This is a genomic window from Halorubrum sp. DM2 (genome assembly GCF_901686465.1).
GTDB lineage: Archaea > Halobacteriota > Halobacteria > Halobacteriales > Haloferacaceae > Halorubrum.
The window spans coordinates 2,235,800-2,256,254 of sequence record NZ_LR594487.1 but is presented as its reverse complement, the minus strand read 5'-3'; the positions used below and the strand labels follow the sequence as shown (position 1 = coordinate 2,256,254).

General features: G+C 67.0%; 21 protein-coding genes. 10 read left to right on the top strand and 11 right to left on the bottom strand.

Annotation, left to right across the window (positions count from 1 at the left end; translation table 11 throughout):
• Window positions 1-54 precede the first annotated feature (54 nt).
• A complete protein-coding gene (locus QOL69_RS11390; protein WP_283403254.1) occupies window positions 55-786 on the top strand; it encodes a DUF5781 family protein in 732 nt (243 codons plus the stop codon).
• Window positions 787-879: 93 nt separating this feature from the next.
• Here QOL69_RS11390 and QOL69_RS11385 read toward each other — a convergent pair whose 3' ends face one another.
• The 4 genes from QOL69_RS11385 to QOL69_RS11370 form a co-directional block, all read right to left on the bottom strand.
• On the bottom strand, window positions 880-2,709 hold the full coding sequence (locus QOL69_RS11385) for a PAS domain S-box protein (RefSeq protein WP_283403253.1): 1,830 nt from the start codon (window positions 2,707-2,709) through the stop codon (window positions 880-882).
• Window positions 2,706-3,881 carry a sensor histidine kinase gene (locus QOL69_RS11380; protein WP_052334930.1) on the bottom strand — a complete coding sequence of 392 codons (1,176 nt, stop codon included), beginning with the start codon at window positions 3,879-3,881 and terminating at the stop codon, window positions 2,706-2,708. The genes QOL69_RS11385 and QOL69_RS11380 overlap by 4 nt, the downstream gene beginning before the upstream one ends.
• Before the next feature lie 57 nt (window positions 3,882-3,938).
• Window positions 3,939-5,411 carry an ATPase domain-containing protein gene (locus tag QOL69_RS11375; RefSeq protein ID WP_283403252.1) on the bottom strand — a complete coding sequence of 491 codons (1,473 nt, stop codon included), beginning with the start codon at window positions 5,409-5,411 and terminating at the stop codon, window positions 3,939-3,941.
• A 294-nt stretch (window positions 5,412-5,705) separates the two neighbouring features.
• Complete coding sequence (locus tag QOL69_RS11370) at window positions 5,706-7,130, bottom strand: hemolysin family protein (protein WP_283403251.1); 1,425 nt, start codon at window positions 7,128-7,130, stop codon at window positions 5,706-5,708.
• A gap of 164 nt (window positions 7,131-7,294) precedes the next feature.
• Here QOL69_RS11370 and QOL69_RS11365 point away from each other — a divergent pair, with 164 nt between their 5' ends.
• The 3 genes from QOL69_RS11365 (at window position 7,295) to QOL69_RS11355 (ending at window position 8,798) form a co-directional block, all read left to right on the top strand.
• Entirely contained in the window at window positions 7,295-7,555 is a 261-nt protein-coding gene (locus QOL69_RS11365; protein WP_283403250.1) for a glutaredoxin family protein, read from the top strand.
• 1 nt (window position 7,556) lies between these two features.
• Window positions 7,557-8,066 carry a redoxin domain-containing protein gene (locus tag QOL69_RS11360; RefSeq protein ID WP_283403249.1) on the top strand — a complete coding sequence of 170 codons (510 nt, stop codon included), beginning with the start codon at window positions 7,557-7,559 and terminating at the stop codon, window positions 8,064-8,066.
• A gap of 102 nt (window positions 8,067-8,168) precedes the next feature.
• Complete coding sequence (locus QOL69_RS11355) at window positions 8,169-8,798, top strand: L-threonylcarbamoyladenylate synthase (protein WP_283403248.1); 630 nt, start codon at window positions 8,169-8,171, stop codon at window positions 8,796-8,798.
• A 42-nt stretch (window positions 8,799-8,840) separates the two neighbouring features.
• Here the strand turns inward: QOL69_RS11355 and QOL69_RS11350 are convergent, their stop codons facing one another.
• The 3 genes from QOL69_RS11350 to QOL69_RS11340 form a co-directional block, all read right to left on the bottom strand.
• On the bottom strand, window positions 8,841-9,107 hold the full coding sequence (locus tag QOL69_RS11350; protein WP_048076976.1) for an HAH_0734 family protein: 267 nt from the start codon (window positions 9,105-9,107) through the stop codon (window positions 8,841-8,843).
• A gap of 146 nt (window positions 9,108-9,253) precedes the next feature.
• On the bottom strand, window positions 9,254-11,074 hold the full coding sequence (locus QOL69_RS11345; protein ID WP_283403247.1) for a ribosome biogenesis/translation initiation ATPase RLI: 1,821 nt from the start codon (window positions 11,072-11,074) through the stop codon (window positions 9,254-9,256).
• A 1-nt stretch (window position 11,075) separates the two neighbouring features.
• Window positions 11,076-11,384: an EMC6-like membrane protein gene (locus QOL69_RS11340; RefSeq protein WP_006629623.1), complete on the bottom strand. Its 309-nt coding sequence runs from the start codon at window positions 11,382-11,384 to the stop codon at window positions 11,076-11,078.
• 309 nt (window positions 11,385-11,693) lie between these two features.
• Here QOL69_RS11340 and QOL69_RS11335 point away from each other — a divergent pair, with 309 nt between their 5' ends.
• The gene (locus tag QOL69_RS11335) at window positions 11,694-11,975 is read left to right on the top strand and encodes a MarR family transcriptional regulator (protein ID WP_008443026.1); all 282 of its coding nucleotides are present in this window, start codon (window positions 11,694-11,696) and stop codon (window positions 11,973-11,975) included.
• Window positions 11,976-12,068: 93 nt separating this feature from the next.
• Here the strand turns inward: QOL69_RS11335 and QOL69_RS11330 are convergent, their stop codons facing one another.
• Entirely contained in the window at window positions 12,069-12,347 is a 279-nt protein-coding gene (locus QOL69_RS11330; protein ID WP_048077084.1) for a DUF7536 family protein, read from the bottom strand.
• Window positions 12,348-12,514: 167 nt separating this feature from the next.
• On the opposite strand from QOL69_RS11330, the gene QOL69_RS11325 reads away from it, so the two are divergent.
• Complete coding sequence (locus tag QOL69_RS11325; RefSeq protein ID WP_283403246.1) at window positions 12,515-13,489, top strand: C-terminal binding protein; 975 nt, start codon at window positions 12,515-12,517, stop codon at window positions 13,487-13,489.
• Window positions 13,490-13,522: 33 nt separating this feature from the next.
• Here QOL69_RS11325 and QOL69_RS11320 read toward each other — a convergent pair whose 3' ends face one another.
• Complete coding sequence (locus QOL69_RS11320; protein ID WP_283403245.1) at window positions 13,523-14,344, bottom strand: DUF6663 family protein; 822 nt, start codon at window positions 14,342-14,344, stop codon at window positions 13,523-13,525.
• Between the two features lie 144 nt (window positions 14,345-14,488).
• Between QOL69_RS11320 and QOL69_RS11315 the strand changes: the two genes are divergently transcribed.
• Window positions 14,489-15,133, top strand: coding sequence for a methyltransferase domain-containing protein (locus QOL69_RS11315; RefSeq protein ID WP_283403244.1), 645 nt, complete (start codon window positions 14,489-14,491; stop codon window positions 15,131-15,133).
• Window positions 15,134-15,160: 27 nt separating this feature from the next.
• Here QOL69_RS11315 and QOL69_RS11310 read toward each other — a convergent pair whose 3' ends face one another.
• Together QOL69_RS11310 and QOL69_RS11305 are read right to left on the bottom strand one after the other, a co-directional pair.
• Window positions 15,161-15,604: a type IV pilin N-terminal domain-containing protein gene (locus tag QOL69_RS11310; RefSeq protein WP_283404239.1), complete on the bottom strand. Its 444-nt coding sequence runs from the start codon at window positions 15,602-15,604 to the stop codon at window positions 15,161-15,163.
• 100 nt (window positions 15,605-15,704) lie between these two features.
• The gene (locus QOL69_RS11305; protein ID WP_283403243.1) at window positions 15,705-17,033 is read right to left on the bottom strand and encodes a DUF7094 domain-containing protein; all 1,329 of its coding nucleotides are present in this window, start codon (window positions 17,031-17,033) and stop codon (window positions 15,705-15,707) included.
• Window positions 17,034-17,232: 199 nt separating this feature from the next.
• On the opposite strand from QOL69_RS11305, the gene QOL69_RS11300 reads away from it, so the two are divergent.
• From QOL69_RS11300 to QOL69_RS11290, 3 genes are all read left to right on the top strand, one after another.
• The gene (locus QOL69_RS11300) at window positions 17,233-18,519 is read left to right on the top strand and encodes a helix-turn-helix transcriptional regulator (RefSeq protein ID WP_283403242.1); all 1,287 of its coding nucleotides are present in this window, start codon (window positions 17,233-17,235) and stop codon (window positions 18,517-18,519) included.
• Window positions 18,520-18,623: 104 nt separating this feature from the next.
• Complete coding sequence (locus QOL69_RS11295) at window positions 18,624-19,412, top strand: electron transfer flavoprotein subunit beta/FixA family protein (protein WP_283403241.1); 789 nt, start codon at window positions 18,624-18,626, stop codon at window positions 19,410-19,412.
• Window positions 19,409-20,356, top strand: a complete 948-nt coding sequence (locus tag QOL69_RS11290) for an electron transfer flavoprotein subunit alpha/FixB family protein (RefSeq protein WP_283403240.1) — start codon at window positions 19,409-19,411, stop codon at window positions 20,354-20,356. The genes QOL69_RS11295 and QOL69_RS11290 overlap by 4 nt, the downstream gene beginning before the upstream one ends.
• Window positions 20,357-20,455: the final 99 nt, after the last annotated feature.

The window sequence follows — 20,455 nt, the reverse complement described above, 5'->3', positions numbered from 1 at the left end:
CGAGGTTCCACGAGCGCAAGAGACTTACCGTCCGCTCCCGTGTGAACTGTAAGCATGGATCTTCGCGTACAGGGGGACGTTCCCCCCGATCCGTTTCTCGGTGCCGCAGATCTGTTCGAGACCGAGCGGTCCGTCGAAGCGCCGGTCCGCGTCGTGGTCCGCGACGACCCCGACGAGCGGACCTGGGCCGGTCACTACGACGACCACCACGTCCTGAACGTCTCGCGGCGAGCCGCCACGAGCGCGATGGCGCGCGAACTGGCGATCCACGAGCTGGCGCACATGGCCCGCTACGAGGAGGGACACCCCTCGCACCTCCAGTCGACCGAGGAGGCGCTGTACCTCGGGCTCTCCGGCGAGAAGGTCGAGCGCCGCAAGCTCGCGCACTGTTACCAGATCGCGAACCACATGAAAGACATCTACGCGGACGACATCACGCTCTCCGTCGCTCCCGCGGACAAGCTCCTCGGGTTCCTCGAATCGACGCTGGCGGCCGCCGTCGCGGACCGGCCCGACATGTCGCGCACCGGCTCGCCGCCGGTGACGGCCGGGGCCGACCCGGAGATCACGGCCGTCAACGCCGCGTTCGCGCTGGCGCTGATCGAGCGTCACGACATCGCCGGCCCCGATCACCGGATCTACGACCTCGCGCGGGCGGCCGGCAGCGACACCGACGCCGTCGACGTGGCGGCGTTCAAAGAGCGGTTCCTCGATCTGGCCCACGACCCCTCGGAGAGCGACTACCGGAAGGCGCTCGTCGCGGCCGCTCGCGCCTACGCGGTTTGAAAGCGAAAACGCAGCACGCGGAGGTTGAGTCGCGGGGAACTAGCGAGCGACCGGACCGCTCCGTTCTGGCCGGTTTTGTATATAACTAGACCGCTACCTGTCGGTTGCCAGCGGAAGCCGAATGGAGATCTCGGTGCCACGTGGCTCGCGGTCTTCGACGCGAATATCACCTTCGGAGTGGTTGATCGTCCAGTACACCACCCACAGCCCCAGTCCGCTGCCGTGTGAGAGCGTCTCGATAGCCTCGCCCGACTCGAGAACGTCTCTATCGAACTCCGGAATGCCCGGTCCGTCGTCCCGCACGCTGAGGGTGCCCCACGATTCATTGACGGCGAGTTCGACGCGCACGCGGGGTTCTTCTCGGTCATTGTGGATCACCGCGTTTGTGAATAGCTCTTCGAGTGCGGTCTCGATCGATCCGGTCGCAGAGACGAGAAGCTGGGTTGGACCCGTAACGTCGATATCCGCGTCGGGCCAGTCGTCGGCCGCCTCGTCGGCAACGTCCCGGACCATCTGTCCGAGATCTATCGGGGTCGGCTCGCGTGGCTCACTGAGAACGGCAGTAATCTCCCGCGATTTCTCACTCGTCCTCAACAAGGCGCTGGCCCGAGCTACGATGGAATCAGCAGCGGCCGCAAGTTCGCCCTCGAGTTCGGCTTTGAGCTGTTCGCCCCGCCCTTGGATCACGTTCAGATCATTTCGGATATTGTGTCGGAGAACGTTGTCGAGCACGTGGAGCTGGCGGGTCCGTTCTTCGAGATCGGTCACGTTCCGGCAGATCGCTAGCGTGCCCGCAAGCTCGCCGTCCTCGTAGTACGGGTATCGTGTCGTATAGAAGATCGCCTCCCGGTCGCTGTATTCAAAGGTTGGCTCCACGCTGTATTCGACCGGCTCTTCGCTCTCGATGACGCGCCGTTTCTGCCGGGCGATCGTCGTGGCAGTTTCCGAATCCATAAACGCGTACTCTTCATCGTTGAGTAGTTCCTCCTTCGAAAGCCCGGCGAACGAACACAGCGCGTCGTTGACCAGCCGAAATCCCCCGTCGCGATTCTGGATCATGATCGGATCGTCGATCCGCTCGATGATATCGCGGTACAACGAGAGCCGACCTTCGAGCTCTTTGCGTTCGGTAACGTCGGTCTGGACGGCGACGAACGCCTTCACCTCGCCGTCCTCGACGATCGGTGCGATCGTCTGATCGGCGACGTACTGCGAGCCGTCGCTGCGCTGGTCAACTATCTCCTCGCGCCACGTATCACCCGCGGTAATCGTCTCCCAGAGGTCGCTGTAATACTCATCGCCCATCGCGCCGGATCGGAGGATGTCCGGCGACTGGCCGATGGCCTCCGCTCGGTCATAGCCGGTAACCGACTCGAACTCCCGGTTGACATACTGTATCGTCCCATCGGTGTCGCTTATCCAGATCGCGTTTCCAGAGGCCTCGACGGCCTGTTTGAACAGCTCCAGCGTCTCCGTCCGTTCTTCGAGTCGCTGCGACTGGGTTCGCAATCTGATGAGCACCTGTATCCGCCACTCCAGTTCGGCCTTTTTGATCGGCATCGAAACCACCTCGTCCGCGGTCTCGAACACGACGCCATCCGCGATCTCCCCGCGGTCGGTTTCGATGACAGAAAGGTCCGCCTCCGGCACGAGCAGGAGACACGGCAACAACACCGGCTCCGCGGTGCGCTTCCGAGCTCTGAGCGTTTCGGCGTGGGCCCGTAGCATCTCTCCGTCGAGGATACAGCAGTCGAACGTCGCCGTCTCGACCGGCTGGTCCGGATCGACCAGCGTATAGCGGTCGTGGGCTTCGATCCACTCGGCTACTAGCCGTTGATCCCCCTCCTCGGAGAGCAGTGGGAGCAGTGCCGCCGCTTCACCGTCATTACCGGCCGATCCGTCCGTGGGGTACGGTCCGTTCATTTTGAACTCTCCTCGCGGTTGTCTGATCGCTGTGTCGTCGGTAGCTCGACTACGAAGACCGCGCCGGTCTGATCCGCCTCGTCGAGCCCACCAAACGATTCGCTCTCCGCTCTGTCCTCGATCCAGACGTCCCCGCCGTAACCCTCGACGAGACTGTCGACGAGAAACAGGCCCATCCCGGTCCCGCCGCTTTCCAGCCCTTTCTCACCCGCTCCGAACAGATCCGCTTTTACGTCATCCGGAATGCCCGGCCCGTTGTCGGCCACGCTGACTCGGACCGACTCGGCGTCGTCCTCGACGGTGATCATCACCTTCGGGTGAGCGGTACGGTTGTGCTGGACGGCGTTATTGACGAGGTTCCGAAACACCGACGAGAGCAGCTCGTTCGCCAGCACGTGCGTTCCCGGATCGGGTGGCTCCGGCATCGTAATCTCGGCGTCGGAGAACGTCGCTCGGCGCTTTTCGAGTTCCGCAGTGAGGATCTGTCGAAGAGAGACCGGCTTGCGGTCCGGCGTCTCGTCGCCGTGAGTGAGTGCCGAGAGATCCCGGGCGACGTTCGTGAGTTCGACGACGTGTCGCCCCGCCCGAAGGATCCTGTCGAGCTTCTCTCGTCCCGCAGGCGTCACTTCGTCTTCGAGCATTTCACCCCACGCGACGACGACGTTCATATCGTTCCGGATGTCGTGCCGGAGGACCCGATTGAGCACGTCGAGCTGGTCTCGGACCCGGCGAAGCTCCTCGCGCTGCGTGTACGCTGAACGCGACTGATTGCGGAGGCGAAAGAACGTCTCCAACTGCTCGCCGAGTCGATGCTCCGTGAGCGGCATATCGATCACCCCGTCGATCGCGTCCCACAGTTCCGGGTGTTCGTCTCGGAGCCGGTCGTGGATCTCCCGGTGTCTCGGTTCCGGGACCAACAGGAGATACGGGAGAATGATCTCCTCGCTTTCCTTCCGCTTCAGGAGTTCGGACCGCTTTTCGCCCAATTGTCGCGTGTCGAACAGACAGCAGTCGAACGCGGCCTCGGCGATATCCGTGGCTTCAGCGAGCGTGTATCGATTATGTCCGTTCACCCACGATTCAAGTACGCGCCGATTTCCCTCGTCGGCGACCAAGATCAGAACGCGTCGGGTCTCGTCTGTCGTCCTCCGATCTGAGGCCTGATCAGTCATGAGGTTACTGGTCGGGGTCGACGACTACGACACTCGTCGATTCGCTTTGGTCCGACGCTACTTACCTTCGCTGCTACCGGTCTCTTCTCCGCCGTCGTTATCGTCCCACTCCGGAGTTCCGGTGAGAATGCCTCGGAGTTGTGGGAGCGGTTCGCCGACGCGGATCCCGTCCGCCGTGATCTCGAGTTCTCGGAGGCCGCGTTCGAAATCGCTCGTCCGCATTTTGAGCGTCCCGATGACCTTCCGCATCTCTCCGCGATACTCGACGTGGCGCAGAAAGACGATGTTGTCCGCGAGATTACTCGTCCGTTCTTCGGTCGCATGGAAGTTCCCGGTGATGTTGTGGACCTCGTTGATCAGGATCGTGGAGACGCCAGCGGCCCGCAGAAACCGACCGATCCGCAACAGGGCACCCGTCGTGTTGTCGAGTCCTCGGAGGTTCTCTTGGAACCCCTGCGACCCGTCGATCATCATCACTTCGGTACCGTCCTCGACCGCCTCGCGGACGAGGTGCTCGAACTGTCCGACGGTGTACTCCTCCGGAGCGATCTCGACGATCGACATATTTCCGCTGTCCAGCGCAGCCTGTAGCGGGAGGCTGATCGCATCGGCCCGCTTCCGCATGGTTCGCTCCGCCTCCTCGAACTGGAACAGGACGCTTTGTTTACCCTCGAGAGCCGCCTGTGAGAGAAACTGGAGCCCGGTCGTCGTCTTGCCGACGCCCGTCGGACCACTGAATATCGTGACTGTTCCCTGGTCTAAGCCACCGTGAAGTAACTCGTCGAGTCCTGCCACGCCCGAAGAGAGCGTCCCCGGTTCGACCTCCCGCTGTTGTTCGCCGGGAACGAGCGTCGGCCAAACGGTCAACCCCTCGTCGGTGATGTCGTAGAAGTGGTTCCCTCGCCGGAACGACGACCCCCGGAACTTGGAGACGTGGACGACTCTGCTCTCGGGGGTTACGTCGAGTGAGACGACGGCGTCGACGAGGAACTGCAGATCGTCATCGGTGACCGTCCCCCCGGCCTGTGAGGTGAGCATCACCGTTGCGTCCATCTCTTTGAGATAGTCGAGGAGGCCGAGAATACCCGAGCGGAACTGCCGTTTATCGCCGGCGAGGTACCGAAATTCCGTGATCGGATCGAGCAAGACACGGTCTGGTTCGATTTTGTCGATCTGTTCGCGTAGCGCCGCGATGAATCCCGGCTGTTCGACCTCTGCTGACTCGAAGACGCTGTAGGAGTTGCGCTTTGAGAACTGCTCTTGAGTCGGCGAGAGGTTATGGAACTGTATCTGATCGGTGTTCAAGCCGAACGCATCGGCTGCTTCTTCCACGTACGCCTGCGGCTCACCCATATTGACGTACAGCGCCGACTCTCCGGCATCGATCCCCGCCGAGAGGAAGTGTAATCCAAGAATTGTCTTCCCTGCTCCCGGCGACCCACGCATCAGAACGTTTCGACCCTGAATAAGTCCCCCGTCGAGAATCTCATCCAGACCGCTGATGCCAGTGGATACTCGTTCGGCTGTCATAGTATGGATAGCACGTTATCGAGAATAACGGTTGTCACTCAATTATCGGCGGTGTTCAGGTTGCTATATTAAATAGCGTCCGCTGAGCGAGGATGATACTATTAACACTCAAACTAGACCGAAATGTGTTCGGCAAGTTGCCACACTGCTTGGGTCGGCTGACGAAACGGACGACGCGGTCGCCGATCGCCACATCGAAGCAGCGATTAAGTGCTGTCCCGGTCACGACCGGTAGAGCGCCAGCGCCTACTGACAAACAATCGCTCAGTCTCCAAAACCGTCACCGACCGCGTCTTATTCTCCGTTGTTCCGCGCGGGGGTGCCGTCGCCGTCCGCCTCCACCGTCCCACCCTCCGCTGTCGAATCGGCGGCCTCGACCGGCGCACCCGAGTCCTCCGCGGCGGGAGCCCCGTCGAGGACGGTCACGCGCGCGGACATGATCCGCGTGTTGTCGACGCGCTCGATGCGGATCCGGATCTCGTCGAACTCGATCTCCTCGCCCTCCTGAACGAGCCGCCCGGCGCGGTTGAACACGAAGCCGGCGAGCGTCTCGAACTCCTCGCCCTCGGGGAGGTCGATCCCGAGGATCTCGTTGACCTCGTCGATGTTCACCTCGCCTTGGACGACCGCGACGTTCTCTTCGAGGAACTCCACCGGGGCCTCCTCGTCGCCCTCTAAGATTTCGCCGACGATCTCCTCGACCATGTCTTCGAGGGTGATAATCCCCTCGGTGGTGCCGAACTCGTCGATAACCGTCACCATCTGGAGGCGGTTGTCCTGCATCTCCGCGAGCAGCTCGTCGGCGTTCTTCGACTCGGGGACGTGAAGCGTTGGCTTGACGACGCGCTCCAAGGAGGGCTGCCCCTCGGAGTAGCGCAGCTCGCGGACCAGGTCGCGGACCGTGACCACGCCGATGATGTTGTCGAGGTTCCCCTCGTAGACGGGGACGCGCTCGTGGTCGGCCTGAATACACGTCTCGATCGCCTCCTCGACGGAGTCCTCTTTCGCGACCGCGGTGACGTCGAGCCGGGGCGTCATCACCTCCTTCGCGATGGTGTTGTTAAATCGGAAGATGCGGTCGAGCATCTCGCGTTCCTCCTCCTCGATGACCCCCTCCCGTTCCCCGGTCTCGATGATGTCCTGGATCTCGTCGCGGGTGACGTAGGTGGACTCGATCGCCGCCGAGCCGCCGATGATGCTGTTGACCCCCTTGACGATGTAATCGAAGAGGACGACGAGCGGGTACAACGCGTACTCGGAGAGCTTCAGCGGGCGAGCGATCCGGAGCGCCCACGACTCGGTGTTCTCGACGGCGTACGACTTCGGCGCGCTCTCGCCGAAGATCAGCACGAGCGTCGTGATCCCGAACGTCGTCGCCAGCACGGCCTGCCCGCCCGAGAGGTAGATCCCGAACAGTGCGGTCGCGATGGAGGTCATCGCCACGTTGACGATGTTGTTGCCGACGAGGATCGTCACCAGCAGCCGGTGGGGGTTCTGTTTCATGTCGCGGATCGTCTTCGCGCCCGTCACCCCCTCGTCGACGAGGCTGTCGATCCGGTGTTGCGGCAGCGAGAACATCGCGATCTCGGACGAGGAGAAGAACGCCGAGAGCCCGACTAAAAGGAGGATCGCGACGGCCCCGAGCGCTGTGATGACGCTCTCGCCCGGCATCGGTATCTGAAGGAGGTCAACCACCGCTGCGCTGGACGACAAGCCCATGTTCGTTTGTCATCCGTCGCCCCGCGATTAAAGCGTTCCCTTCGGCTATCCTCGACGCCGCCCGATCGTCGGCGAGGCGCGCACCCCGTCGGCCGTCCGCACGAACGCGCGCCGAGGGTGCCGCTGCCGACACGATTACCCGTCCCGCGGGCGAATCGAGGCGCATGAGCGAGCCACAGATCACCCTGTACCGGCTCCAGGCGTGTCCGTTCTGCGAGCGCGTGGTCCGGACGCTGAACGAACTCGACGTGGAGTACCGCTCCCGGTACGTCGAGCCGATGCATTCCGAGCGCAACGTCGTCAAGCGCGTCTCCGGCGCGCGGAGCGTCCCGGCGATCGTCGACCGCGAGACCGGCGTGACGATGTCGGAGAGCGCGAACATCGTAGAGTACCTCAACGGAACGTACGGCGAGGGAGGTGCCTGAGATGCCCGACTTCGACGTCGTCTCCCTGCCCGAGACCGACCACGTCGCCGAGGGCGACACGGCACCGGACTTCGTCCGGCCGCTCGTGAACGACGAGTACTGGGAGGACCGCGCGCTCGCCGACGTCGTCGACGGGCCGACGCTCCTGCTTTTCCACCCCATGGACGGGGCCTTCCAGGGGACGTACCTCTACAACACGGTCGACGACCACGGCTGGGCCGACGACGTGGACGTCCTCGGCGTCTCAATCTCGACGCCGTACGCCCACAAGCGCCTGCTCGCCGACCGCGGTGACGGCGTCCGGGTGTTCTCGGACCCGGCCGCGGGCGTCATCGAGGAGTACGGGCTCGCCCACGACATCGACGGCATAACCGGTATCACGGAGAGCCGACCGGCCGTGTTCCTCCTCGATTCCGACCGCACCGTCGAGTACGCGTGGGTCGCGGACGAACACCCCGCGTTCCCCGACGCCGAGGCGATAGACGACGCGGTCGCCGACCTCGTCGACTGATCGGTCACTGATCTCATCGACCTCTCGGTCAGCGATTCCGTCGACCGGTTCGTGAGGCCCACACGCGTCACCCTTTTTCAACTCGGAGCCGAACGAACGCGCGTGACCGCCGACACGAGCGACGACCCCCCGGACCGATCCAACGAACTCCGCGCGGCGGCGGCCGCCGTCGACCGCGGCGACCTCGTCGTCTATCCGACCGAGACGGTGTACGGCCTCGGCGCTGACGCGCTCGATGCCGCCGCCGTCGGACGCGTCTTCGAACTGAAGGGCCGCGACCGCGACAATCCCCTCTCCCTCGGCGTCGCGAGCGTCGACGACGCGCTCCGGTACACCCGACCGACGGAGCTGGCCGTCGCGTTTGCGCGGGCGTTCCTCCCCGGTCCGGTGACCGTCGTCGTCGAGCGCGGCGACCGGGTACCGGACGCGCTCACCGCCGGGCGCGACCGCGTCGGGATCCGCGTGCCGGACCACGACCTCGCTCGCGATCTGCTCGCCGAGACCGGCCCCCTCACGGCGACGAGCGCCAACGTCTCCGGGACGGGCAGCGTCACGCGTCTCGACGACCTCTCCGACCGGATCCGAGGGGGAGTCGCCGCCGTGATCGACGGGGGCGAGACGCCCGGCACCGAGAGCACGGTCGTCGACCCCGAGGCGGGGGAGATCCACCGCCGCGGCGCGATGGCCGGTGCCATCGAGGCGTGGCTGGCGGACCCGCCGGTGGACGAGTAGAAAGAGCGGACCGACCTCGGAAAGAGAGACGTTCGCGGGCGTTTATACCGACAGCGCACCCTTCTCGCTCAGCACTTCGATCTCCTCGGCGTCGACCGCGTCGACGTCGAGCCAGTGCGGGACGTACTCGCGTTTGTCGTACGCCTCGCGCTCGTCTTCGGTGCCGACGGTACACCACAGCTGGGGCTCGTCCGGGCCGTGCCAGCCGCCCTGAACGTTGATACCGAAACAGACCAGCTCCTCGCCGTCGTACTCGATCACCGCGTCCCGCCGGATGTCGGGGTCGCCGCGAATGATGAGGTGTTGCATGTCCCGACGTTCGCGGGTTCCGTGCTTAATCGCTTCGATACCGCAGGTCGGGTCGCCGCGGGTTCCCCGTCGCGCGAGGGGAAATGCCCGCTCGCCATTCCGGGTCGGGATCTGCGACGAGCGCGTCGAAAACGGAGGCGGCCGGCTCAGCCTGAGTAGTAGTACTCGCCGTCGCGCTTCTGCTGGCTGTCGAGCTGCGACCCCGGCTTGTTGATCCGGGGACGGCCGGTGCGCTCGTCGCGGCGGAAGGTGATGTCGAGGTCGGCGAGGAACTCGTTCATCCCGGCGCGCATCTCCTGTGGCGGCGCGGCGCGCCCGCGCTCGGCCGGCTCGCCGTCGAACACCATCAGGCGGTCGGCCAGCAGGTCGATCATGTAGATGTCGTGGTCGACGACCATCACCGTCGCGTCGTGGTTCTCGGCGTACCGACGGATCGCGGTCGTCGCCCGCACGCGCTGTTCCACGTCGAGGTGCGCGGAGGGCTCGTCGAGGAGGTAGAGGTCGGCGTCCTCGGAGAGACACGCCGCGATGGCGACGCGTTGGCGCTCCCCGCCCGACAGGTCCGAGAGGTTCTGCTCCATCACGCGTTCGAGCTGGAGCGGCTGGGCGACCTCCGTGTTCCAGTAGGAGGAGCCGAACTCGTCGGTGATGGAGGCGAGGAACGCGTCGACGCGCATCGGCTGGTCGATGTCGATGTACTGCGGCTTGTAAGAGATGTCGAGCGCGAAGTCGAGTTCGCCCTCGTCCGGCTCCAGATCGCCGGTGAACAGCTTCGCGAGCGTCGACTTCCCGATCCCGTTCGGCCCGACGACGCCGAGCACCTCGGAGCGGTTGATCTCGCCGCCCTCGACGTGAAGCTCGAACTCCCCGTCGCCGTACGACTTCGTGAGGTCGGGGTACTCGATCAGCGTCTCGCTCCGGGAGGCGACGCGGGGCGCGTGCTCCTCGAAGGTGATCGCCGACGGGCGGATCCGCATGTTCTCGTTGTCGAGGTAGCCTTTGAGGTACTCGTTGATCCCGTTTCGGACCGACTTCGGGTCGGTGATGACCCCGTACGCGCCCGGCTCACCGTACGCGACGTGGAGCGTGTCGGCTAAGAGATCAAGGATGGCGAGGTCGTGTTCGACGACGAGCATCGACCGGTCGGCCGTGTCGTCGTCCGCCAGCTCGCGGATGAGGCGGGCGACGACCATCCGCTGGCCGATGTCGAGGTACGGCGTGATCTCGTCGAGGAAGTAGAAGTCCGCGTCGCGCGCGAGACACGCCGCGATGGCGACGCGCTGGAGCTCGCCGCCGGAGATGGAGTCGATGTCCTGGTCCATCACCGGTCGGATGTTGAGCCGGTCGACGAGGGAGTCGAGCGCGCCCCGCTCGTCGGTACGCTCCAGCAGCTCCCGGGTGTTCCCGTCGAACTGGTTCGGGATCTGGTCGACGTACTGCGGCTTGCGCGCGACGGTCACCTCGCCCTCCTTCAGCGATTCGAGGTAGTTCTGGAGCCCGGTCCCGCGGAAGCGGTCGAGCACGCGCTCCCAGTCGCCGTCGGCCGCGTGGTCGCCAAGGTTCGGGACCATCTCGCCGGCGAGCGCGTGGACGGCGGTCGACTTCCCGATCCCGTTCGGCCCGAGGATGCCGGTAACGCTACCCGGCTCGGGCGTCGGGAGCCCGTACAGCGAGAAGGCGTTGTCGCCGTAGCGGTGGACCGGATCGTCGTCGAGTTCGGAGGGGAGGTTGATGATCTCGATAGCGTCGAACGGACAGGAGTTGACGCAGATGCCGCAGGTCTCGCCGAGACAGATCTCCTCGGAGATGTGGATCTGATCGGGGTCGCCCTCCTCGGCGTCCTCGCCCCGCTTCGTGATACACTCCTTGCCCGTCCGGTTGGGCGGGCAGTCCTTCATACACTCGTAGTTACAGCGGTCGGGCTGGCACCGTTCGAGGTCCACGACCGCGATGCTGTCGTCGGCCATCTCAGACCCCCAGATCGACCGCGGACGTCAGCAGCACGGTGTAGCTGATGAACCAGAGGGTGAACGTGAGAAACGCCACGTAGAGGTTATCCTTGATGCCGAGGTCGCCGACGCCGACCGCCTTGAACACCGGGTACTGGACGATGACGAACGCCCCCAGCACGAAGACCGCGGTGGTGCTCGCGGCGGCGGCGGGGTCGGTCCCGACGTAGGCGGCCGAGACGAGGCCGGCGGCGATACCGGCGAGACAGCAGATGGTCGTGACGACCACGCCGCGGGCGTGGTCGGACAGGCCCGAGTCGTCGCTCATGCCTTCGGATCCGCGAGCGCCCGTGAAAAACCGTTCGTTCCGGCCGTCGTCCCGGGTCGCGGCGGTCCGACCCGGAGGCGACGCCGCTCGCTCGGACGCGACACCATTCGGTGCGTCCGTCGGGTGTGTGCCGCCGCGGGCGAGGCGCGCGCGAGCCGAATCGCTGACTGACTGGTCAGTCCAGCGGGTGAAAGTCGGCCTTTATTGCTGGTTTTCGACGCAAAATGCGGCGTATATCTCCGGTAAACGGCGTTTTGGCGGGGATGCTCCATCAACATTTATGAGCGTGTGCGGTTTCGAATCGTAACGATGGAAGGAACCCAAACGGAGGGCCTCGACGACCTCCCGCCGAGCGCCAAACTCGTCTTCAAGGTGCTCGAATACAACGGACCGCTGACCCAGAAGGGGATCGTCCAAGAGTCGATGTTGTCGGCGCGCACCGTCCGATACGCGCTCGAACGGCTGGAAGGCATCGGCGTCGTCGACGAGGACGTCTACTTCGCGGACGCCAGACAGAACCTCTACAAGCTCACGGAGCCGGCACAGGAGTTCACCGCCGACGAGGGCGAAGCCTCCTGTACCGCCGACTGACGCGTCACCGTCGACCGCCCGGTTCGGTCTCTTCGTCTCCCCTCCCGACTGTCACGAGCGGCGCGTGTCGATCACTCCGGACGTTCCGACGGACTACTCCGGACGCTCCGCGTCGGTCTCCCGCGCGCCGCGGACCGCCGCGGCGACCGTGAGAGCGATCGCGACCGACAGCGCCGACGTCGCCGCAAGCACGAACGCCAAGAGGAGGAACCAGACATCCGGTCCGAACAGCGGATAGTCCCGCGTGTCGATCACCGGACCGAGCAGTTCGAGGGTGCGGACGAGGTACAACAGGACCGCGAGCAGCGCGCCGACCGCCGCCCCGACCCTGACGTTGCGGTAGAACGACAGCGACTCCAGCAGGACCAGCATCGGGGGTTTCGATGGCTCGTCGCTCACGGCCCACGATACGGCCGGCGGCCGCAAAGAGCCATCGGAACGGAGCGGATCGACCCGGTCCCTCACGATCGAAACGGACGTATGACGGCCTGACAGCGTTAGTGCCAGCCGTCAAGTGGGGCGGCTGAGAAGCGTCGCGTATGCCCAGAGTCGTGCTGTCGGCGTTCCCGATGATAGACCCGGAGACGTATCGTGAAGTCCTCGCCAGCGCCGTCGACGAACCCGTCGACGTCGAGGTCGCGGAACTGGGGTCGACCGAGCGGCTGATCGAGGCGGCCGCCGGCGCTGACGCGGTCGTCACCGACATTAACACCCCGGTCACGGAGGCGGCGTTGGACGCCGTAGACCTCAGCGTCGTCGTCCGCTCGGCCGTCGGCGTTGACAACGTCGACGTCGCGGCGGCGGCGGCGCGCGGCGTCACCGTCACCCGCGTTCCCGACTACTGCACCGAGGAGGTGGCAGCCCACTCCGTCTCGCTGTTGTTCGCCTGTCTGCGCTCGCTGAAGCCGTACGACGACGCGGTCGACGACGGCGGGTGGAGCTGGGAGGCCGGCGCGCCGGTCCGGCGCGTGAGCGCGTCGACGATCGGCCTGCTCTCGTTCGGCCCGATCGCGCGGCGGGCGGCCGAGCAGCTCTCCGGGTTCGACGCCGACCTCGTCGCGTACGACCCGTTCGTCGACGCCGACGAGATGGCCGAGCACGGCGTCGAGAAGGTCGAGTTCGAGGAGCTGTTCGACCGCGCCGACCACGTCGGCGTCTACGCGCCCCTGACGGACGCGACGCGGGGAATCGTCGACGCGGACGCGCTGAGCCGGCTGAGCGAGGACTCTGTCCTCGTCAACGTGAGCCGCGGACCGGTGGTCGACGCCGACGCCCTGCTCGACGCGCTGGAGGCGGACAAGATCAAGGCGGCCGGGCTCGACGTGCTTGCGGAGGAACCGCCGGAGGACGACCCGCTCGTCGGGCGCGACGACACGGTGATCACGCCGCACGCGGCGTGGTACAGCGAGGAGGCGAAAGACGACCTGAACCGGAGCGGCGCGGCCGACGTGGCGGCCGTCCTCAACGGCGAGACGCCGGACGGCCGGGTCGATCCCGACGCCGACTGGCTGTAGCGCGGCGTCGGTCGCGGAGTGCGGAAAAGAGGGCTACAGACGGTCGAGCGCGTCGAAGTCGCCGCCGTCGTCTCCGTCGGCTTCGTCTCCGCCGTCGGAGTCGTCGCCGACAGAATCGTCCCCGTCGGTCGGATAGCTCGCGTCGAGTCCGGCGGCGAGACCGGGACCGAGGTCGTACGTGTCCCGGACCGTCTGCGCGAGGACGCCGTCGCGGTCGAAGACGACGTAGACGGCGACGAACTCGTGCGCCGCGGGGCGCAACACGAACACTTCTCTCGGGTCGTCGTCGCCACGAGAGTCGTTCACGCGCGCGACGAGCGGTTCGATCGGGAGCCGGCCCGACCGGACCTCGTCGAAGGTGTCGCTGCCGGGGCCGTCCGCGAAGAGGTACAGCGCGCCGTTAGGGTCGCCGTCGTTCGAGCGGGTGGTGATCGAGCCGACCGGCTCGCCCTCGGCGCGGATCTGCTCCCAAGTCTCGACGGCCGCCTCGAACATCCCCTCGATCCCGTCGGCGAAGCGGAACCGCGTCTCGCGGACGGTCTCGACCTCGCGGAACCGAGCGGAGCCGTCGGTCCACGCGAGCGTCGCATCGACGACGAAGCCGGGGCGGAGCGCGTCGACCGCGTCCGCGAGGTCGCCCTCGTACCCCTCGGCGGCCGCGTAGAGCGGGTCGTACCGGTCCGCGGCGTCGGGGTCGGTCGGGTCGACCGGCCCGTCGGCGAGCTCGACGAGGACGAACTCCTCGGGGGTGGCGGAGTTGGCGGCCGCAACAGATCCGGCGTCCGCGCCGTCGTCGATGTCCGGTCGCTGGCAGCGGTCGTGGACGCGGAACCGGCCGCTCGTCGTCGGGTCCATACCCGTGTGTGGGACGGCGGGCGGAAAAGCCGGTCGGAAGCGGGTCGGGAGGCGCAAAAGCCGGACGAAAGCGGGGCGACGAGAGGGCCGAAATCGCCCGCGGATCCGTGTCGTTATGGGGCGGGCGGCCCAAGGAATCGGTAAATGGGGATCCTCGAGGACAAGTCGAACGCCCGGCTCTTCTACAAGTATCTCTCGAAGGTGTACGACCGGATTAACAGCTTCAACTGGAACGAGGAGATGCGCGCGGAAGCGCTCTCGTGGCTGGAGTTCGGCGACGACCCGAAAGTCCTCGACGTCGGCTGCGGCACCGGGTTCGGCACCGAAGGGCTGCTCGAACACGCCGACGACGTCCACGGCCTCGACCAGAGCATCCACCAGATGGAGAAGGCGTTCGAGAAGTTCGGGAAACACGACCGCGTGAACTTCTACCGCGGCGACGCCGAACGGCTCCCGTTCCGCGACGACGCCTTCGACGTGGTCTGGTCGTCCGGATCGATCGAGTACTGGCCGAACCCCGTCGAGGGGCTCCGAGAGCTCCGACGGGTGGCCAAGCCCGGCGGACAGGTGCTCGTCGTCGGTCCAGACTACCCGCACAACCCGGTCCTCCAGCGGGTCGCCGACGCGATCATGCTGTTTTACGACGCCGACGAGGCCGATCGGATGTTCGGCGAGGCGGGCTACGAGGAGTTCGAACACCACATCCAGCAGGCCACTCCGCAGAGCCCGCGAGCGATCACGACCGTCGCTCGGGTCCCGGGCGGCGACGAGACGGACGCCACCAACTGAATCGTCGATTCCATCGCGGCCACGTTCTCACCCCGACTCGACGACCGTTTCCAGCGACGCGACCGGCTGCCCGTTGACCGTAACCTCGACGGTCACCGTCCGGCCCGGTTCGAGCGTCGGGTCGTTGGTCCCGGCGACGCGGAACGTCGCCGTGTCGCCGGTCCGCCACGTGTCGTCGCTGGCGGCGTTGAACGGGCCGGTCGGTCCGGGGTGGAAGCCGGTCGCGGAGAAGAACGGGACCGGCGGCTGTTCGTCGAGCGGTTCGCCGTCGACGCGGACGCGGAGGGTCGCGGCCGCGACGTCGATCGGATCGCCGCCGCGGTGATAGATCGAGACGCGGTCGTCGGTCGCCGACAGCGACAGCACCGCCGACGGTGCCGGGTCGCTCGGCGCGTCGAGCGCCGCGGTCGCGACGCCGCCGGCCAGCACGACCGTGATCGCGATCAGCAGCACGCCCGCGACGGGGGCGATTCCGCGACCGTCGCGACGAACGACTGGTGACACGGCGGTGGTGGCGCGGGTTCGTACATAAGGAGTCGCACGCCGGGGAAGACTCAGTTCTGGAGGCCACTCACTCGTCGCCGATCGGTCTCGGCGTCGGGAGCGGGTCGATGTCGCCGACGACGACGACGCGGGGTTCGTCGACGACCGTGATGCGGTACGTCTCGGACGGGGAGAGCGTCCGGACGACGCCGGCCGCGTTCGTCGTGCCGATGGCCTGACTGTCGCCGTCGCCGATGGACTTGGTGACGGTGACGTTAGAGACGGGCTCGTCCGTCTCGTCGTCGAGGACGGTGACGGTCACCGGGCCGCCGGGGTAGGTCCGCTCGACGGTGACGTTGAACCCGTCGCCGCTCTCCGAGACCGACTCACTGTCGGGGAACGCGGCCAGGTCGATCCGTTGGTGTTCGACGAACACCCGCTCTGTCCCGCCGCTGACGAAGGTGCGGAGGGTGCCGAACTCGTGGGGGATCGTGATCCGCTGGACCGCGCCTGCGCCGAACGCGTCCGGCTCGCGGAGCGCCGTCGTCTCGGGGTACGCGGCCTCGGTCACTTCGATCGCCAGATCGTTCGAGATGGGGCCGCCGCCGCGGTCCCAGCGGTCCGTCCGAAAGACCTCGCGGACGTACTCGCCGTCGACGACGGTCGCGAGCACGACCGCTCCCTGACTCGACGCGACGCACATGTCGGTCGGGGGCGACTGCCCTCTGGCGGTCGCGAGCGCCTGCTCGCGGACGGGGCCCTCGTACACCTGTAGCGCCACCTGAAGCTCGTCGAGCCGACTCGGCGAGCTGAAGCCGTCCGTCGCCTCGGCGAGCGCGTCGATCTCGTCGAGCCGCTCGTCGTACTCGCGGGCGATCGCGGCCACGCGGACGAGTTCGTCGACCAGTTCGCGGTCGGACACCTCCCCGGCCGCGTGCGCGGCGAAGGCGTTCGCCTGCCGACTTTCGAGTGCGACCTCCGCGCGCTCGATCCGGTTGATCTCCGCGAGGATGTGCTGTTGCCGCTCGACGGTCGATTCAGCGCCTTCGATCCGACGAACGACGGCCGCGGTCTCCACCGCGGCGTCGGTGTCCGCGGTCACGAACCCGAGCGACGAACCGAGGTCGGGACCGCGCGCGTACGTGCTGACGCGCGTCTCCGCACCCGCCGGCGTCGACAGGGTGCGGAACGTGAGGTTCGCTCGGTCGACCTGCGGCGTCGACGTCTGCTCGGTGACGGGCGACGACGAACTGGCGACAGCGTCAGAACCGGCAAGAGCGGGCGAGTCGGCGACAGCGCCCAAACCGGGTGGAACGGCCGAACCGCCGGACGACGGGGCCGAGCCCGGCGCGGCGACGGTGGCGACCGGCCCCGCGAGCAGCAGGATCGCGACGGCGGCGGTGAGGAGGGCTCTCATCATCGGTCGGTTCACCCCGTGACACAAAAAATCCACCTACTGCGACCGGTCGTCCGGACGGTCCGCCGGGATGGACCGAACCGGGGACGGCGACCGGATCGACCGCGTCGGCGAACGCGGGGAGGGGGTCCGACAAGATTCCTGTCAAAAAACAGCGTATGGAAAGCGTTTTGCCCGGTGCGCGAGTGAGCGGAGACGTATGCGGAACCCCGCTCTTCGCGCGCTTCTGGTCGCGGCCGTCGCGCTCGCGTTGATCGCGAGCGCCGGCGCTGCGGTCGGCGGCGCGGTCACTGTCCCTTCCACCCTCGACGCGGCCGAAGCCCCGCCGAGCGCCGCCGTCGGCGACGACGCGCCGCGTTCCGCGGGGTCGCTCTCCGTCGAGCGCCGGGCGACGGCGCTTCGACAGCAGACCGACGACGCCATCACGTCGCCCTCGGCGACGCGGATCCGCCTCGAGTTGAACCCCGACCGCAGCGCCGACTGGACCGTCGCCGTGCGGTACTCGCTGGCGGACGGAAACGAGACGGCCGCGTTCGAGACCGCCGGCGATCGGTTCCGGGACGGCGATATCGGCCCGAGCGCCGACCTGTTCGAGGGGTTCCGTCGCGAGGCGAACCGCAACGTCGGCCGGTCGATGTCGATCGGGGACGTCGACCGCAAGGTCGTCGTCCACGAGGACCCGGAAGAGTTCGACGTCGCGACCGAGGAGGCGGTCGCGGTCGGCGAACTGCGGCTGACGTTCACGTGGACGGCGTTTCTCGCGCAGGACGGCGAGAACCTCGTCCTCGGCGACGCGTTGACGACGCCGGGCAACGAGACGTGGCTGCGCAGCCTCGAATCGAGCCAGACGCTGGAGGTGGCGACGCCCGAGGGATACACCGTCACCGGAACGCCGAGCACGGCCGTGACACGGCTCTCCGACGGCGACGTGATCATCGAAGGCCCCCAGACGTTCGACGGGGGCGAGCCGGTGGCGATCGTCTACGGGCCCGCAGGGTCGCCGCCGTGGGAGATGGTTGTGGCCGCGATCCTGCTCGCGGCGACCCTCGTCGCCGGGAGCGTCGTGGGATACCGCCGGATCAACGCCGCGGAGGCCGAAGCCGGCGAACCGGTCGCGAACGGCGACGAACGGGAGGCGAGAGCGGAGGCCCGAGGTCCCGTCACCGGTCCGAACGGGGGCGGCGGACCCGAGACGGACGCCGGGGGATCCGCCGATACCGACGGGAGCGAGGACGGGACGGACCTCTCGCTGCTGTCGGACGAGGAGCGCGTCGAGCGGCTCCTCGACGAGAACGGCGGTCGGATGCGGCAGGCCGACATCGTCGCCGAGACCGGGTGGTCGGACGCGAAGGTGTCGCAGTTGCTGTCGGCGATGGCCGACGAGGGCCGCGTCGAGAAGCTCCGGCTGGGCCGCGAGAACCTCATCTCGCTGCCGGACGGCGAGGACAGCGAGGGCGGTGACGAGGCCGAACGCGTCGACGACTGAGCGGCCCGACCGGAGACTGGAGTCCGACCGACCGCGACGAAAACCGATTGTCCGCCGTCGACCGTTCCGAAAACCATTACAGGGCGAGCGCCGCAGTATCGATCATGAAGGTTCTGGTGACCGTCAAGGAGGTCGCGGAGGCTGACGACGACTTCGCGATCGAGGGGACCGACATCGCCGAGTCCGACCTCGAATACGACCTCAACGAGTGGGACGACTACGCCGTCGAGGCCGCCGTCCAGTTGGCCGAGAGCGGGATCGCGGACGAGGTCGTCGCCGTCACCGTCGGCCCGGAGCGCGCCGAGGAGACGATCCGGATGGCGCTCGCGAAGGGCGCGGACCGGGCGGTCCGGGTCTGGGACGACGCGCTGGAGGGCTCGTTCCCGGACGTCGCCTCGAAGGTCGACCTGTTCGAGGCCGTCGTCGCGGAAGAGGAGCCGGACCTGATCCTCGGCGGCGTTCAGGCGGCCGACACCGGGTTCGGCGCGACCGGCGTCGCGCTCGCCGAGCGGATCGGCTTCGAGCACGCCGCGGTCGTCAACCACCTCGACGTCGACGCGGACGCGGGCGTCGCGCACGTCCACCGCGAGCTGGAGGGCGGCGTCGAGGAGCTGACCGACGTCGACCTCCCGGCGGTGTTGACGGTCCAGACCGGACTCAACGAGCCGCGGTACGCCAGCCTCCGCGGGATACGACAGGCGCAGCGCAAGGAGATCGCCGCGAAGGATCTGGCCGATCTCGGTCTGACCGCCGCCGACGTCGAGAGCGCGCTGACGATCACCGAGATGTACGAACCGGAAAGCGAGTCTGACGCGGAGATCATCGAGGGCGACGCGGGGGAGTCCGCGGGCCGCCTTGCGGAGGTCCTGCGGGAGAAGGGGGTGGGCGCGTGATGAGCGTGCTCGTCGTCGCCGAACACCGTCGCGGAGACCTGCGGGACGTCTCGTACGAGGCGATCACCGCCGGGAGAGCGCTCGCGGACGAGCGCGGGAGCGACCTCCACGTGGCCGTGATCGGCGGCGACGTCGACGCGTTCGCGGCGGACCTGAACCGCGAGGGCGTCGACGCGGTCCACGCCGTCGACGACGGCGAGGAGTTCGACCACAACGCCTACCAGACGGCGGCCGCGGAGCTCGCCGACCGGCTCGACGCCGGCGCGGTGGTGCTGCCGAACTCCGTCAACGGGCTCGACTACGCGCCCGCGCTCGCCGAGGATCTCGGCGTCACGCTCGTGACCGACGCGGTCGGGATCGACTACGAGGACGGACTCACCGTCACCCGCGAGATGTACGGCTCGAAGGTCGAGACGACCGTCGACGTCGCCGGCGACCGGTTCGTGCTCACGGTCCGCGGCGGCGAGTGGCCGCCCGCGGAGGGGGTCGGCGACGCGACCGTCGAGACGGCCGAGATCGACTTCCCAGAGTCGGGAGCCCGCGTCACGGGGTTCGAGGAGGTCGGCGGGGGCGACGTCGACATCGCGGACGCCGACGTGCTCGTGTCCGTCGGTCGCGGCATCGAAGAGGAGGAGAACTTGGAGCTGGTTGAGGAGCTCGCGGAGGCGCTCGGGGCGACGCTGTCGGCCTCCCGACCGATCGTCGACAACGGCTGGCTGCCGAAGAACCGGCAGGTCGGCCAGTCGGGGAAGGTCGTCACGCCGGACGTGTACCTCGCGATCGGCATCTCCGGCGCGGTCCAACACGTCGCCGGCATGAAGGGATCGGACACGATAATCGCGATCAACACCGACCCGAACGCGCCCATTTTCGACATCGCCGACTACGGGATCGTCGGCGACCTCTTCGACGTGGTGCCCGCGCTGATCGACGAGTTCGCCTGAGCGGCAGGTTCGCCTGATCGACGGGTTCGCCTGATCGAGAAGTTCACTTGAGGCGGCTCGGGGACCAACCCGACCACGCCCCGTTCTCGGTTCGTTTAT